A 15,234-nucleotide genomic window follows, 5' to 3' on the forward strand; every position below is an offset into this window, starting at 1 on the left:
CTACTCTAGAACGCATGCATGACCCGGACGCTCCCGACTCCGCCGTGCCCTCACCGGGCCTGCTGCGTCCTGAACTCGACCGCCTCGGCGTCACGCAGGGACCCGACGGCGGCACTCTGCGCGTATGGTCGGGCGCGGCCGACGCCGTCGAACTCGTGATGTTCGACAGCGGCGATCTGGACTGGATCACCGACGAACTGCCCCTCTCGCCCCTCGGCGGAGGCGTCTGGAGCGTGACGACGCCGCTGCTGCGCCCCGGCGCACGCTACGCGATCCGCGTCGACGGACCGCACGCGCCGGGCAACACCTTCAATCGGGGCACGCTGCTGGTCGAGCCCTACTCGCGGGGCTTGGACAGCGCGGGCTTCGAGGACTGGCGCTCGGTCGTCATCGACGGCGCCTTCGATTGGGGCGGAGTCGGCAAGCCGCACGTGCCGCTGGACCGCACCGTCATCTACGAGGCCCACCTCAAGGGCCTGACGAAGCGGCACCCCGCCGTGCCGCCCGCGCTGCACGGCACCTACGCGGGGCTCGGCAACCCCGCCATGATCGAGCACCTCGTCGACCTCGGCGTGACGAGCGTGCAGCTGCTGCCCGTCCACGCGTTCGCGACCGAGCCGCGTCTGCTGCAGCACGGGCTCACGAACTACTGGGGCTACAATTCGGTCAACTTCTTCACGCCGCATGCCGCCTACGCGAGCGAAGACGCCCGACGCGAAGGGCCCGAGGCCGTGCTCCGCGAGTTCAAGGGCATGGTCCGCCTCCTCCACGAAGCGGGGCTCGAGGTCATCCTCGACGTCGTGTTCAACCACACCTCCGAAGAGGGTCTCGGCGGCCCGCGCACGAGCCTGCGCGGCATCGACAACCGCGCGTACTACCGGCAGAGCGAGGACGGCGCCTACATCGACGTGACCGGATGCGGCAACTCGGTCGACACCGCGACGGATGCCGCCGCGCGACTCGTGCTGGACTCGCTGCGCTACTGGGCGAACGACGTGCAGATCGACGGCTTCCGGTTCGATCTCGCCACGACCCTGGGTCGCGACGCATCCCACGCCTTCACCCCCGACCATCCGCTGCTCCAGGCGATTCTGCACGACCCTGCGCTGGCGGGGGTCAAGAAGATCGCCGAGCCGTGGGACGTCGGCATGGGCGGCTGGCAGACGGGGAACTTCGGCGACGGCTGGCACGAGTGGAACGACCGGTATCGCGATCTGGTCCGGAACTTCTGGTTGAGCGACATCGACTACGCGCGTCGCGCTTCAACGTCACCGGTCGGCATCGGGGGCTTCGCGACACGGCTCGCGGGCTCGTCGAACACCTTCAGCGCCGAGCGCGGGCCGCTCGCGAGCGTCAACTTCGTCACGGCCCACGACGGTTTCACACTGCGCGATCTCGTCTCGTACGACGTCAAGCACAACCTCGGCAACGGCGAGCAGAACCGCGACGGCGCCGACACGAACCGCTCCTTCAACCACGGCGCCGAGGGGCCGACCGACGACGAGGGCATCCTCGCGACGCGCCGCAAGGCGATGCGCAACCTGATGGGCACGCTGCTGCTGTCCTCGGGCATCCCCATGATCACCGCGGGCGACGAGTTCGGGCGCACGCAGCGCGGCAACAACAACGCGTACTGCCACGACTCGCGCCTGACGTGGCTGTCGTGGGAGCACGCCCCGTGGCAGCAGGACCTGCACGCCCACGTGCGGCGGCTCACGCAGCTGCGCCGCGAGAACCCTGCGCTGCGACCGAGCCGGTTCGCGCGGCTCGGCGAGCACACGCCCTCGGCATCGGTCATGGAGTGGTACGACGAGCACGGTGAGACGATGTCGGGCGAACGCTGGACCGATCCCGCGCACCGCACGCTGCAGTACGTCGCGACGTCGACACCCGAGACCGAAGAGCTCAACCGCGTCCTGCTCATGGTCCACGGGTTCGAGCGACCGATCGACGTGACCCTTCCGCACATCGACGGGGTCACGCGATTCGTGTCGCTCTGGTCGAGCGTCGACGAACGCCCTGCCGGCGAGCACGACGTGCACGCGCCGGGTGAGACCGTCCGGCTCGAGGGCACCTCGATGCAGCTGTTCCGCGCGGAGTAGGCCGGCGCCCACCGCGAAGGCCTGTCGCGCGCGGAGGCGGTTCGATAGGTTCGAACCGTGGTGAAGCCGTCGCGTACCGAACCCTCCCGCTCCTGGCGGAGTGCCGACGAGATCCCGCTGCGCGAGACTGCGCACGGCTCGCCGGACCGCGACACCGTGACGGCGCGAATCCCGCTCTCGCTCCCCACGCCGGCTGTCCCCGGCGGCCGCTTCCGTCCGAAGGCGTTCCGCGGCGAAGTCGTGCCGTTCCGCGTGACGGCCTTCCGCGAGGGGCACGACCGCATCGGGGTCCATGTCCGGCTCAGCACCCCGTCCGGCGCGATGTCGCTGCACAGGCTCCGCCCCCTCGGCGACGGATTCGATCGCTGGGAGGCGCTGATCGCACCCCTCGAAGAGGGCGTGTGGACCTTCCGATTCGAGGCGTTCGGCGACGACGTCGGCACGTGGCGGCACGCCGCCGATCTCAAGATCGCAGCGGGAGTCGACGCACCCCTCATGCGTGAGAGCGGCGCGCTGCTGTTCGACCGCGCCGCCGGCGAGAAGACCAGGCCCGCCACCGAACGGCGCGCGCTGCGCGTGGCGGCGGCCTCGCTGCGCGACCCCGAGACGACGGATGCCGCGGCCCTCGACATCGTCCGAGACTCCGACATCGCCGGGTTCTTCGAGGCACGGCCGCTCATGTCGCTCGTCACGATCGGTGACGACCACGCGCTGCTCGTCGAACGCGAGCGCGCCGGCGTCGGCGCCTGGTACGAGTTCTTCCCGCGGTCGGAGGGCGCCGTGCGCCTTCCCGATGGGACAGTACGCAGCGGCACTTTCCGCACGGCGGCCGAGCGTATTCCGGCCGTCGCCGCGATGGGCTTCGACGTGCTGTATCTGCCGCCGATCCACCCGATCGGCAGGCGGAATCGAAAAGGGCCCAACAACACGCTCGAGGCAGGACCGACCGACCCGGGCTCGCCGTGGGCCATCGGCGCCGCGGAAGGCGGCCACGACAGCGTGCACCCCGACCTCGGCACGCTCGAGGACTTCCGGGCGTTCGTGCGCGCCGCCCGCGATGAGCGCGTCGAGATCGCGCTCGATCTCGCACTGCAGGCCTCACCCGACCATCCGTGGGTCACCGAGCATCCGGAATGGTTCACGACGCTTCCCGACGGGACGATCGCCTACGCCGAGAACCCGCCTAAGAAGTACCAGGACATCTATCCGGTCAACTTCGACAACGACCCCGAGGGTATCCGCGCCGAAGTCCTGCGCATCGTCGAGCACTGGATCGCACAGGGTGTCGAGATCTTCCGCGTCGACAATCCGCACACCAAGCCGCTGCAGTTCTGGGAGTGGCTGATCGATGCCGTGACCACGCGGCATCCGGGGGTCGTGTTCCTCGCGGAGGCCTTCACGCGCCCCGCCCCGCTGCAGGGCCTCGCGGCGGTGGGATTCCAGCAGAGCTACACCTACTTCACGTGGCGCAACACGAAGCAGGAGCTCGAGGAGTTCCTCACCTCGATCAGTCAGGACACGGCCGACTTCCTGCGCCCCAACCTGTTCGTGAACACCCCCGACATCCTCACCGAGTACCTCCAGTTCGGCGGACGTGCCGCCTATCGCATCCGTGCGGCGATCGCGGCGACGGCCGCACCCGCGTACGGCGTGTACGCGGGCTACGAACTCTACGAGAACGTGGCGCGACCGGGGTCGGAAGAGAACATCGACAACGAGAAGTACGAGCTGAAGGTCCGCGACTGGGCGGCGGCCGAAGCGGGCGGCGACTCCCTCGCGCCCTTCCTCACGCGTCTCAATGAGATCCGGCGAGATCACCCCGCGCTGGGTCAGCTGCGCAACCTCACGGTCCACTGGAGCGACGACGACGCGATCCTCGTGTACGCCAAGCACGTGGATGCCGCGCTCACGCCGACCGGCCGCAGCGACACGATCATCGTCGTGGTCAACGTCGATCCGCACTCGGCACGTCAGACGACGGTGCATCTGGATACCCGCGTGTGGGGGGTCGAACCGAATGAGCCCTACGAGGTCGAAGACCTCGTGACCGGCGCGACGTGGACCTGGACGGATCACAACTTCGTGCGGCTCGACGCATTCACCGAACCGGTGCACATCCTCCACGTCACGGAGCGCACATGATCGACGAGCACGTCCTCGACACCGTCGCGACCGGTTCGCATCACAACCCGCACGGGGTGCTGGGTCTGCACCCTGCGGCCGACGACGAGGGTGCGTCCGGCTGGGTCGTCCGCGCACGCCGGCCGCTCGCGCGCAGCGTCACCGCGGTGTTCGGCGACGGTACGCGCGTTCCCCTCGAACACGTGCGCAACGGGATCTGGGAGGGCACGCGCGGGGGTTCTGCGGGGGCGTATGAGCTGGTCACACACTACGAATCCGGTGCTGATCACGTCATCGACGATCCCTACCGGCACGGACCGACTCTCGGCGAGCTCGACCTGCATCTGATCGGCGAAGGTCGCCACGAAGAGCTGTGGCGGGTCCTCGGCTCGCACGTGCGCACGCTCGGCGACGTCACGGGGGTCGCGTTCGCCGTCTGGGCTCCGAACGCTCGTGCCGTCCGCGTCGTCGGCGACTTCAACGGCTGGGACGGCCGGGGCCACGCCATGCGCTCGATGGGCGCGAGCGGTGTCTGGGAGCTCTTCGTTCCCGGCCTCGGCGCCGGCACCGCCTACAAGTACGAGCTCCTGACGCGCGGCGGCGCATGGATCATGAAGGCCGACCCGATGGCGCGCTGGGCAGAAGTCCCCCCGGCCACGGCGTCGGTCGTGACCGAGTCGACCTACGCGTGGCGGGACCGCGACTGGATGGTCCGACGTGCCCGCACAGCCCCCGTGACGGAGCCGATGTCGGTGTACGAAGTGCACCTGGGTTCGTGGCGCCCCGGGCTGTCGTATCGCGACGCGGCAGAACCGCTCGTGGACTACGTCACCGAGCACGGCTTCACGCATGTCGAGTTCATGCCGCTGGCCGAACACCCGTTCGGCGGGTCGTGGGGCTACCAGGTGACGGGCTACTACGCGCCGACGAGCCGGTACGGCACGCCGGACGACCTCCGGTACCTCATCGATCAGCTGCACCAGGCGGACATCGGCGTGATCATGGACTGGGTTCCGGGGCACTTCCCCAAGGACTCGTTCGCCCTCGCGCGGTTCGACGGCGAACCGCTGTACGAGCACGCAGACCCCCGCCGCGGCGAGCACCGGGACTGGGGAACCTACATCTTCGACTACGGCCGACGCGAAGTGCGCAACTTCCTCGTCGCGAACGCCCTGTACTGGTTCGAGGAGTTCCACGTCGACGGGCTGCGCGTCGACGCCGTCGCGTCGATGCTGTACCTCGACTATTCACGGGAGCCGGGCGATTGGGAGCCCAACGTGCACGGGGGCCGGGAGAACCTCGAAGCGATCGCGTTCCTGCAGGAGGTCAACGCGACGGCGTACCGGCGCTATCCCGGGATCGCGATGATCGCGGAGGAGTCCACGAGCTTCCCCGGCGTGACGACGCCGACCCATCAGGCCGGCCTCGGGTTCGGGTTCAAATGGAACATGGGCTGGATGAACGACTCCCTCGAGTACATCGCCCGCGACCCGATGCACAGGTCGCATCACGAGGGTGAACTGTCGTTCTCGTTCGTCTACGCCTTCAGCGAGAACTACGTCCTGCCGATCAGCCACGACGAAGTGGTGCATGGAAAGGGCAGTCTGTTCGGCCGCATGCCCGGGGATCACTGGCAGAAGCTGGCGAACATGCGTGCGTACCTGGCCTATATGTGGGGCCATCCGGGCAAGCAGCTGCTCTTCATGGGCCAGGAGTTCGGTCAGCCCTCCGAGTGGTCCGAGGGCCGCGGGCTCGACTGGTGGATCCTGGAGCAGCCGTCGCACGCGCAGCTGCTGACCTTCGTCGGTGCGCTCAACCGCACGTACCGGGCCGAGCCGGCGCTGTGGTCACGCGACAGCGACGGGTCCGCGTTCGCACGCATCGGCGGTCCGACGTGGAACCCCGACGTCATCGCGTTCACGCGTCGGGATCGGCACGGCCGGACGGTCGCGATCGTGTGCAACTTCTCGGGTGCTTCGCTCGTCGGGTACCGGCTGGATCTGCCCGGACACGGTGTCTGGCACGAGATTCTGAACACCGATGCGCACGAGTTCGGTGGCTCGGGCGTCGGCAACGCAGGCGTCGTGCATGCCGATGCCGAAGGACGCGCCTCGCTCGCACTGCCGCCCCTCGGGGTGCTGTGGCTGCGCCACGAGCCCGACACGCACATCCCGACGCCGACACGTGGCTGACCGCGGCGTCAGAACATCAGGTTGGCCAGACGCCCCCGGGCGCGCAGAACACGAGAGTCGGCATCGCCGACCAGGTCGAAGAGCTCGAGAAGCCGCTCGCGCACCGGTCCGCGCTCGTCGGACGGCAGCGCCGCGAACAGTTCGAGCAGGCGCTCGAACGCGTCGTCGATGTGCCCGCCCGTGACATCGAGATCGGCGACGGCGAACTGCGCGGCGACACCCGTGGGCGCAGCCGCGGCCTCGGCGCGCGCCTGTTGCAGATCGAGGTCCTTGACCCGGTCGAGGAGGCGCACCTGACCGAGGCCCGCACGGGCATCGGCATCGCGGGGGTTCTCGTTCAGCGCCTGCTCGTAGGCGGCGATCGCGCGCGGGTAGTCGCCTTCTTCGATCGCGGCGAAAGCCTCGGCGTGCAGCGGCGGCAGCGGCGGTTCGACCTCTTCTGCCGGGGCGACCTCGTCGGCGTCCGCACCGGCGACGGGGACCGTGCCCGTCACTCCGTTCTGCGCCGCCAGCTGCAGCAGCTGGGCGAAGACGTCGCGCACCTGCTGCTCGGGCACGGCGCCGGTGAACAGGGGTACCGGCTGACCGCCCACGAGAGCGAGCACCATCGGGATCGACTGCGCCCGGAAGGCCTGCGCCAGCTGCGGGTTGGCGTCGACGTCGACCTTGCCCAGCACGAGCTTGCCGGCGAGTTCGGTGACGACCTGTTCGAGGATCGGTCCGAGCTGTTTGCAGGGTCCGCACCATTCCGCCCAGAGGTCGATGACGACAGGCACCGTGCGCGAGAGCTCGAGAACCTGCGGGAAGGTGGCATCGGTCACGTCGAAGACGAGCGACGGCGCCGCAGGCGCATCGCCGGACTCGGCGGTGGGGGCGGCGGGCCGGTTGCGCAGCGCGGACAGGTCGACGGCGCCGCGCAGTGCCGCGGCGGGAGTGGGATTGGTCAACTGATCACCTTCGCATCGAGGATGGCGGAGCCGTAGCCGAGGAGACGGATCTTCTCGGATGAGCCTTGGCCGGGGACGTAGAAGAACAGCTGGTCGCTGTAGGTCGTGCTGAATCCCGTCGACGACTGGTCGGCGCCCGCGAGCGTCTGCACGGTCGGGTTCGTCTCGAGTTTGATCACGGCGTCGGTATTGGTCGGCTTGACCGTGTCGACTTCGTGGATGTTCACAGCGACGATTGCTCCGCTCTCGAGCGTAGCGATCGCGAACGGCGGCTGCGCGCCGGCGACCGCCTCGAACGTGAGGCTTCCCGTGTTCGTCGCGGTCTGGTTGAACGCGTCGAGACGAGCCTGCCTGTCGGCGGCGATGCTCGTTCGGAACTGGTCTCCCTCGGGCTCGAACAAGCCGGCGAACTCGCTGTCCTCACCGTTGTCGACGATGTCGGCGTAGGCCGCCGCGAGCTTTTCGGGAGCCATGATGAGAAACGACGAGTCCGGCGGGATCTGCGATGCTCCGACGTACGATGCGGCCAGATCCGGCATGAGCGTCGCCGCCTCCAGGCTCGCCTGGTAGGTGAGCTTGTACGACGCCCAGGGGTCGGCCTGCGTCATGATCATGATGCTCGAGGTCTTGGACGCCTCGTCGTCGACGACCGCCATGATCGATCGCGGCCAGCCGTCGTAGGCCTGCGGCAGCAGGATCTCGACGGGCTTCGTGATGATCGGCTGCGGTGCCGCGTAGTCGGCGATCGCCCCCCGGAGGGTGTAGTTCGTCTCGCGTGTGGCCAGCACGGCGCCGTCCAGTCGCGTGGCAGCGAGCTCCGCGTCCATCGCCTGGTCCGCTTCGGCGACCGTCTCGCCGATGCGGGCCAGGATGCGCTCAGCCTGCGCCTTCGTCACGGCGGGAGACTGCTGCCCCTCCGGAACGATGACCGTCGGGGTCGGGGTGGGCGTGGGCGTCTCGCCCAGCTGCGGCCAGGCATCCGCGGTGCATCCCGAGAAGAGCAGGGCGGAGATCGTGACGACGGGAATCGCCGCGAAGGCGCGCCGCCCGCGCTCCACAGCACGGGGCTTCGGCTCGCCGGCGGAGATGACGCCCTTGTCGGGGTCCTCCAGCGCGAGATCGATCGGCTCGGTCACGGGCATGGGCAGTCCCTTGCGTCGCGGTCCGCGGGCGCGCCGCACGTGTCGGATGCCGAGGATGTACAAGACGATGCCGGCGGCCATGAAGATGCCGCCCACGGCGATGAGGGGTCCGGCCCACGGTGTGCTGTTGTCGATGGGCCACGAGATCGACACCGCGGATGGCGCGGGCTGCGTGCCGTCGGTCGCGACCAGGACGCTCATTTCGGCCGGCAGCTGCAGCGGCGCGATCAGCACGTCGCTCTCGAGGAACTCGTCGAGCCACAGATCCGATCCGATCGGCGATCGTGCCGGCGCCGCCTCGCTCTCTTCTGCTGCAGCGTCGTCTTCGGCCGTGGCCTCGTCGGATTCATCGACCACCGGCGGTTCGGGTTCGACGAGGTCGACGACGGGGGCGCCCTCGCTGTCGAGCGTGACGCTGTTGTACGGGGTCTCGGCAAGCCACGAGACCATGTCGGAGGTCCGGCCGTAGGCGGCGAAGATCTCGCCGGGGCCCTGCGTTCGCAGCGTCTGGGTGCCCGGCATCGCGCCGAGCACGCTGCCGTCGACGAGCAGATACGGCGCGTCTTCGCTCACCGATATCTCGGTCGTCGTCGTCTTCGGGCCCTGGAAGACCGTGCGCTGGGCGATGCCCGCGCCGATCAGCACGGCGGCAAGGACGAACGCCGCCACAGCCCATACGAAACGCACGAAACACACCTCTTCCGGGTCCGCACCTGGCCTGGCGAACCCACGATCCGACATTTCAGACTAGCGAAACACGGCTGGACATCCTCCGAGAGGGAGCAATCCCGTGGCTGAGGGTCTGCACTGCGTATCCTTACGGAAGCAATCGCAGGAAAGGCGGGCCGCCGACGATGAAGGTGCACAACCCATTCCGGACGGCGTTCGTGGCGACCCTGGGGGTCGGTCTCGGACTGGTGCTCATCGGGAGCATCGAGAACCTGTCGACGATCCTGCTCTACGTCGGAACCGCCCTGTTCCTCTCCCTGGGTCTGGATCCCATCGTCGGCTGGCTCGAACGACGCAAGATGCCGCGCTGGGCGGCTGTTCTCATCACGATCTTCCTCGTCCTGGCGCTGTTCGCGGGGATCGTGCTGCTCGTGCTGCCGATCATCCTGGCCCAGATCGCACAGCTCATCGAGGTCATCTCCGACTACCTGTTCAGCCGCGACTTTCCCCAGTTCCTCGAAGAGACCACGGCCTGGCTGCAGTCGATCTTCCCCGGGCTGGATCCGGCGTTCATCCTCGATGTGCTCGACAACATCGAATCCTGGCTCATGGACAACTGGGGTTCGATCACCGGCGGTGTCATCGGTGCCGGGATGACGATCGTCGCCGGCCTCATGGGTGCATTCATCGTGCTCATCCTCACGATCTACCTGACGGCGTCGACCCCGAGCCTGAAGCGTTCGGTCTACCAGCTCGTCCCGGCATCCAAGCGTGAGCGGTTCGTCGACCTCGGTGAGCAGATCACCGATTCGGTCGGCTACTACGTCATCGGGCAGCTGAGCCTCGGCGTCATCAACGGCATCCTGAGCGCGATCTTCCTCACGATCATCCAGGCGCCGTTCCCCGCCGTGCTCGCGGTCGTCGCGTTCTTCTTCTCGCTCATTCCGCTGGTGGGAACCCTCACCGGATCGACCATCATCGTGCTGACGTGCCTCATCCCGGGCCTCGGTTCGCCCGCCACCGCCATCACGGCGGCCGTCTGGTACCTCATCTACATGCAGGTGGAGGCCTACATCGTCTCGCCGCGCATCATGAACCGCGCCGTCTCGGTACCCGGTGCGGTCGTGGTCATCGCGGCCCTCGCCGGCGGCTCGCTGCTGGGCCTGCTCGGGGCGCTCATCGCCATCCCCGTCGCCGCGAGCCTGCTCATCATCTATCGGCAGGTGGTCATACCCCGGATGAACGAGCGCTAGCTGCCCTACGCGCCTTCGGCCGGCTCCCACGTGGTGGGCAGGGGCAGCGCGTCGGGGTTGACGGCGGCGACGATCTCGGTGAGCACCCGCCGGGTCTGGTTCTCGCCGACCCACAGGTGCTTGCCGCCCTCGACGGCGATGAGCTCGGCGTCCGGAACGCTCGCGAACTTCTCGGCGGCAGCATCCGGTCGCAGATAGTCGTCGAGCTCGGGCACGAGGATGACGAGCTTGCGCGGGTCCGCGTGCCACGCCGCGACCTCATCCGGCGTCGCGCGGTGCAGCGGGGGCGAGAGCAGCACAGCGCCCTCGACGTCGTGGTCGCGCCCGTACTTCAGCGCCAGTTCCGTGCCGAACGACCAGCCGACGAGCCACGGCCGGGGAAGCCCGCGCTCGGTGACGAACGCCATCGCTGCGGCCACATCGAACGCTTCGGCCGCCCCGCCGTCGAACTCGCCCTCGCTCGTTCCGCGAGGCGACGTCGTGCCTCGCGTGTTGAAGCGGAGCACGGCGAGGTCGGCGAGTGCCGGAAGCCTGCCGGCGGCCTTGCGCAGGATGTGCGAATCCATGAAGCCGCCCGCCGTGGGCAGGGGGTGCAGCGTCACGAGGGTGGCGACGGGTTCGCGCTCGAGGGGCAGCGCCAGTTCGCCGACGAGCGTCAACCCGTCGAGCGTCTGCAGCTCGATGTCCTCGCGCCGCGCGGGGAGCATGATCGGTCCGCGGATCTCCATGTCAGCTGATCCTCCAGCAGTGTTCGTGCCAGTGTCGCCGTGCCGCCAGATCGGCCGCATCGCCCATGACCCCGCCGCTACGCCACGCCACGACATGCGCCGTGCCGGACTCGATCGAGCCGCGGCATCCGGGGCACGTGTAGGCCTTGAGCGACTTCGCTGCAGCGACCGGCTGCACGCTCCATTCGACTCCGCGACGCGTCTCGGTGCGCTTCCACCCGGCGAGGAGGCGCTCGAACGACTCGTCGCCACCATCATCGCGCCGACGGCGGTTGGACCTGGGCATCGTCAGCCACCTACCACCAGTGATTGCGGATCCAGAAGTCGTGCGCGCCTGCCCAGCTGCCGTAGCGTCCCGTCGCGTAGCCGTTGGCCCACGTGAGGTTCACCACCGGGTCGTAGGCGTTCGCGAGCTTGCCGCAGGGATAGACCTGAACGAGGCCGCATGCGCCGGAGGAACGGTTGGTCGCGTTGGGATTCCAGCCGCTCTCCCGTCCGACGATGAAGTCGACATAGCCCCAATCCGCTTCGGCGATGCCCGCAGCGGCCATCCATTCGGCGGGTGAGCCGCCGCCGCTGTACACGGGAGGAGGAGCCGGAGCGGCAGGAGCGACGCCCTCGCGTGCCGTCGGCGTCGGTGTCGGCGTCGGCGTCGGCGTCGGTTTGGGGGTGACATACACCGAGTAGCCGTCGCGGCCGAGATCGAGAAGCCCCTCCGCCTCGGCGGCGCTGGCCGTCATGACGCCCTCGTACGTCTGCACGTGCTCGAGCGATGCGGCGTACAGCGACGACGCGGGCTCTTCGGCGTTGGCCTGCGAGACGGCCATGCCCGCCGTGCCCGCGTATGCGGCGACGAAACCCACGGCGGCGAACGCCGCGAAGACTCCGAGCACGCCCCGCCTTCGCGACCAGCGCGGCGTCATGGCTGACGAGCGACGCGACGGTGGCGCAGAAGAAGCGGTCGCGACGTCCTGGCGGGCGGAACGCCGCGCGCGGAACATCTCATCGCCGGTAGTCACAGTGCCGCCGAGTCTACCGGCCGGTCCGGCGCCGTGCCATTCGCGTGCGGATGCTGCGCATGAGCGTCCTCTCACGTGACGGCGAGCATGACCTCGACGACCGCATCGAGCACGGCGTCGACCTGCACTTCGCGATATCCCCCGCGCTGCATGCGGAACGCGACCGAGCGCACCTGTTCGATCGTCAGCGGCTCACCTCTCTCGAGGTAGCGCGCCAGCTTGTCGGCGACGAGGTCGACCTCGTCGATGCGGTACCCGTACCGCAGGACGCCGACGGTCGCGAACCGCTTGCCGTTCGGACGGGACAGCCGGTCGAGCACGACCTGAGCGGTCTCGCGCGCGTGGTCGACCCAGGCTTCCGCGCCGAGCCGGGCCAGAGCCGCCTCCCGCTCGCGGACGGCGAAAGCGTCTTCGATGCGGCTCAGCGCCGCATCGACCGCCGCTATGGAATAGCCCTTGCGGACCAGCGGGAAGGCGACCTGGCGCACCTCGGCTGCCGTGACCCGGCCCGGGTCGTCGTCTTCGAACGCGCGGCGGGCGCGCGCGAGGAAGGCGTCGACGGCGCGCTTCTCGTAGCCTTTCGCCCGGCCGCGGCTCTGCGGGAACGCGGTCGGTGTCGTCTCGGTCGTCGTCATGAGGCCACCAACGGAGTGAAGAGGTAGTAGAGCGCGAGCGCCGCCGTCGCGGACGGGAGGATCGAGTCGAGCCGGTCGAGGACTCCCCCGTGTCCGGGAAGCCACGAACTCATGTCCTTGATGCCGAGATCGCGCTTGATCATCGATTCACCCAGGTCGCCGATCGTCGCGGTGGCGAGGATGACGAGGCCGAAGACCACGCCCATCCACCATTCGATGCCGATCATGAACATCGCGATGAGCACGCCGGCGACGACGGCGGCGACCACGGCTCCGCCGAAGCCCTCCCACGTCTTCTTGGGGCTGATGCGCGGTGCCATCGGGTGGCGCCCGAAGCTGATGCCGGCGACGTACGCACCGGTGTCCGAGGCGACGGCGACGATGATGAAGCCGAGCACCCACCATTCCCCGCCGTCCTGGCGAAGCAGAACGAGCGCGAGGCTTGCGAAGAAGGGCACGTAGAGCTGGACGAACGCACCGACGAGCACGTCGGTGAGGACGTCACCGTACGTGCGGCCGTCGTGCGCGGTCATCTGCGCCAGGAGGCGCCAAATCACGATGACGGCGATGGCGACGAAGACGACGACCCACAGCAGCCACGCGTCGAGGAAGAAGCCCGCCGCGATGACGGCGGTCGCGGAGATCAGCTGCGGGATGACATCGATCCGCCAGCCGGCGGCGATGAGAGCGCGTGAGAATTCGAAGACCGCCAAGAGAGCGGCCGCGAGCGCGAAGACGGCGAAGCCCCACGAGAACAGCAGCAGCGACGCCAGCAGAACGCCGCCGATCGCGACCGCGATGACGATGGCGACGAGCAGGTCACGCCCCGTGCGCTGCTTGATACGCTCGTTGACCTCTTCGAAGTCGGTGCGCGCCTGCGCGATCTGATGCTCGAACTCGCTGCGCGCGGCTCGCACGTGCGATTGGAAGACAGCGGTGGGATCCGCCCCGTCGTCAAGGTGTCGGCGAGACTCCGCGGCATCCTTCCGCGTCTGCGGCGGAACCGGAGCCGGGGTGTCTCCCGGGTCTGATCCGGATGCCTCGGTCATGGGTTCGTCAGACCTCGAGCAGCTCTGTCTCTTTGCGCTTGAGCGCATCGTCGATCGCGTCGACGTGGGTGCGTGTGAGCGCGTCGAGGTCCTTCTCGGCCCGCACGAGTTCGTCCTCGCCGACGTCTCCCTTGAGCGCGTCGAGCTCGTCCTTCGCCTTGCGACGCAGTCCGCGCACGTGCACCTTCGCGTCCTCGCCCTTGCTCCGCACGAGCTTGACGTACTCCTTGCGACGCTCCTCGGTGAGCTCGGGCAGCGTGACGCGGACGATGTTGCCGTCGTTGGTCGGGTTCGCCCCGATGTTCGGCTGGTCGCGGATCGCCTGCTCGATGGCCTTGAGGGCCGACTTGTCGTAGGGCGTCACGATGATCGTGCGCGCCTCGAGGTTGTTCAGCGACGCGAGCTGATCCAGCGGAGTCGGAGTGCCGTAGTAGTCCACCGGGATCTTCTGGAACAGCTGAGGATTCGCGCGACCGGTGCGAACCGTCGCGAAGTCCTCCTTCGCTGCCTCGACGGCGCGGTCCATGCGCGCTCCGGCATCGGTCAAGACGTCCGCGATCACAGTGTCTCCTTCGCGTAGTGGTGCGGGGGCAAGTCTATCGGCGTGGTCCCGTCACGCCGTGACGAGTGTGCCGATCGGTTCTCCGAGCAGAGCGCGCGTGACGTTGCCTGCCGGCTCCATGCCGAACACGCGCATGTCCATGCTGTTGTCCATGCACAGGCTGAACGCCGTCGAATCGACGACCTTGAGGCCGCGCTGAAGCGCGTCGAGGTAGGTGATCCGGTCGATCTTGGTCGCCGTCGCGTCGGTCTTGGGATCCGCCGTGTAGACGCCGTCGACGCCGTTCTTGGCGACGAGCACCTCACGAGCGCCGATCTCGAGCGCGCGCTGCGCCGCGACGGTGTCGGTCGAGAAGTACGGCAGGCCGGCGCCGGCACCGAAGATCACGACGCGTCCCTTCTCCATGTGGCGCTCGGCGCGCAGCGGGATGTAGGACTCGGCGACCTGTGTCATCGAGATGGCGGACTGCACGCGCGTGGCGGCGCCGGCCTGCTCGAGGAAGTCCTGGAGCGCGAGCGCGTTCATGACGGTTCCGAGCATGCCCATGTAGTCGGCCCGGCCGCGTTCCATGCCGCGCTGGCTGAGCTCAGCGCCGCGGAAGAAGTTGCCCCCGCCGACGACGATGGCGATCTCGACACGGTCGACCGCCGCGGCGATCTCGCGTGCGATCTGGCTCACGACGTCGGGGTTGACCCCCAGCTGCCCCGCTCCGAATGCTTCGCCCGACAGCTTCAAGAGGACGCGGCGGCGTCCCGTGGCTTCATCGATCACTGTTTTCCTCTCGCCGTGTACAAACTACCCTCCGCGAACTCCGT

13 protein-coding genes are annotated in these 15,234 nt (G+C 68.6%); 4 read left to right on the plus strand and 9 right to left on the minus strand.

Translation table 11 applies throughout. The features are described 5' to 3' along the window. The first annotated feature begins 14 nt into the window (after positions 1-14). The 3 genes from glgX to glgB are packed head-to-tail and all read left to right on the plus strand — an operon-like array spanning position 15 to position 6,415. Positions 15-2,102 carry a glycogen debranching protein GlgX gene (glgX, locus tag ACFC3F_RS05910; RefSeq protein WP_376127571.1) on the plus strand — a complete coding sequence of 696 codons (2,088 nt, stop codon included), beginning with the start codon at positions 15-17 and terminating at the stop codon, positions 2,100-2,102. Positions 2,103-2,159: 57 nt separating this feature from the next. Then, positions 2,160-4,244, plus strand: coding sequence for a maltotransferase domain-containing protein (locus tag ACFC3F_RS05915; RefSeq protein ID WP_376127573.1), 2,085 nt, complete (start codon positions 2,160-2,162; stop codon positions 4,242-4,244). Continuing rightward, on the plus strand, positions 4,241-6,415 hold the full coding sequence (glgB, locus tag ACFC3F_RS05920; RefSeq protein ID WP_376127575.1) for a 1,4-alpha-glucan branching protein GlgB: 2,175 nt from the start codon (positions 4,241-4,243) through the stop codon (positions 6,413-6,415). Before ACFC3F_RS05915 ends, glgB begins: the two co-directional genes overlap by 4 nt. Positions 6,416-6,423: 8 nt before the next feature. On the opposite strand, the gene ACFC3F_RS05925 is transcribed toward glgB, so the two are convergent. Together ACFC3F_RS05925 and ACFC3F_RS05930 are read right to left on the minus strand one after the other, a co-directional pair. Further along, positions 6,424-7,362, minus strand: coding sequence for a tetratricopeptide repeat protein (locus tag ACFC3F_RS05925; protein WP_376127577.1), 939 nt, complete (start codon positions 7,360-7,362; stop codon positions 6,424-6,426). Beyond that, positions 7,359-9,191: a glycosyl transferase gene (locus ACFC3F_RS05930; RefSeq protein WP_376127579.1), complete on the minus strand. Its 1,833-nt coding sequence runs from the start codon at positions 9,189-9,191 to the stop codon at positions 7,359-7,361. Before ACFC3F_RS05930 ends, ACFC3F_RS05925 begins: the two co-directional genes overlap by 4 nt. A 167-nt stretch (positions 9,192-9,358) precedes the next feature. Here ACFC3F_RS05930 and ACFC3F_RS05935 point away from each other — a divergent pair, with 167 nt between their 5' ends. Next, entirely contained in the window at positions 9,359-10,426 is a 1,068-nt protein-coding gene (locus tag ACFC3F_RS05935; RefSeq protein ID WP_376127580.1) for an AI-2E family transporter, read from the plus strand. A gap of 5 nt (positions 10,427-10,431) precedes the next feature. On the opposite strand, the gene ACFC3F_RS05940 is transcribed toward ACFC3F_RS05935, so the two are convergent. The 7 genes from ACFC3F_RS05940 to pyrH all read right to left on the minus strand — a co-directional run bounded on the left by ACFC3F_RS05940 (position 10,432) and on the right by pyrH (position 15,190). Then, entirely contained in the window at positions 10,432-11,154 is a 723-nt protein-coding gene (locus ACFC3F_RS05940; protein WP_376127582.1) for an alpha/beta hydrolase, read from the minus strand. A 1-nt stretch (position 11,155) separates the two neighbouring features. Then, the gene (locus tag ACFC3F_RS05945; RefSeq protein WP_376127584.1) at positions 11,156-11,440 is read right to left on the minus strand and encodes a hypothetical protein; all 285 of its coding nucleotides are present in this window, start codon (positions 11,438-11,440) and stop codon (positions 11,156-11,158) included. Between the two features lie 10 nt (positions 11,441-11,450). Continuing rightward, complete coding sequence (locus ACFC3F_RS05950; RefSeq protein ID WP_376127586.1) at positions 11,451-12,047, minus strand: transglycosylase SLT domain-containing protein; 597 nt, start codon at positions 12,045-12,047, stop codon at positions 11,451-11,453. 197 nt (positions 12,048-12,244) lie between these two features. After that, a complete protein-coding gene (locus tag ACFC3F_RS05955; RefSeq protein WP_376127588.1) occupies positions 12,245-12,808 on the minus strand; it encodes a DivIVA domain-containing protein in 564 nt (187 codons plus the stop codon). Further along, positions 12,805-13,857 carry a phosphatidate cytidylyltransferase gene (locus ACFC3F_RS05960; protein ID WP_376127590.1) on the minus strand — a complete coding sequence of 351 codons (1,053 nt, stop codon included), beginning with the start codon at positions 13,855-13,857 and terminating at the stop codon, positions 12,805-12,807. The genes ACFC3F_RS05955 and ACFC3F_RS05960 overlap by 4 nt, the downstream gene beginning before the upstream one ends. A gap of 7 nt (positions 13,858-13,864) precedes the next feature. Then, positions 13,865-14,419 (minus strand): ribosome recycling factor, encoded by a 555-nt coding sequence (gene frr / locus ACFC3F_RS05965; protein WP_376127592.1) that lies wholly within the window; start codon positions 14,417-14,419, stop codon positions 13,865-13,867. Positions 14,420-14,470: 51 nt separating this feature from the next. Beyond that, on the minus strand, positions 14,471-15,190 hold the full coding sequence (gene pyrH, locus ACFC3F_RS05970) for a UMP kinase (RefSeq protein WP_376127594.1): 720 nt from the start codon (positions 15,188-15,190) through the stop codon (positions 14,471-14,473). Between the last annotated feature and the right edge of the window lie 44 nt (positions 15,191-15,234).

It is taken from the genome of Microbacterium sp. NPDC055910, from assembly GCF_042271185.1.
GTDB lineage: Bacteria > Actinomycetota > Actinomycetes > Actinomycetales > Microbacteriaceae > Microbacterium.

Coding starts and splice junctions, on each gene's coding strand:
- ACFC3F_RS05960 (WP_376127590.1), bottom strand. CDS start 13,857: ATGACCGAGGCATCCGGATCAGACCCGGGAGACACCCCGGCTCCGGTT.
- glgB (WP_376127575.1), top strand. CDS start 4,241: ATGATCGACGAGCACGTCCTCGACACCGTCGCGACCGGTTCGCATCAC.
- ACFC3F_RS05945 (WP_376127584.1), bottom strand. CDS start 11,440: ATGCCCAGGTCCAACCGCCGTCGGCGCGATGATGGTGGCGACGAGTCG.
- ACFC3F_RS05955 (WP_376127588.1), bottom strand. CDS start 12,808: ATGACGACGACCGAGACGACACCGACCGCGTTCCCGCAGAGCCGCGGC.
- ACFC3F_RS05940 (WP_376127582.1), bottom strand. CDS start 11,154: ATGGAGATCCGCGGACCGATCATGCTCCCCGCGCGGCGCGAGGACATC.
- glgX (WP_376127571.1), top strand. CDS start 15: ATGCATGACCCGGACGCTCCCGACTCCGCCGTGCCCTCACCGGGCCTG.
- ACFC3F_RS05935 (WP_376127580.1), top strand. CDS start 9,359: ATGAAGGTGCACAACCCATTCCGGACGGCGTTCGTGGCGACCCTGGGG.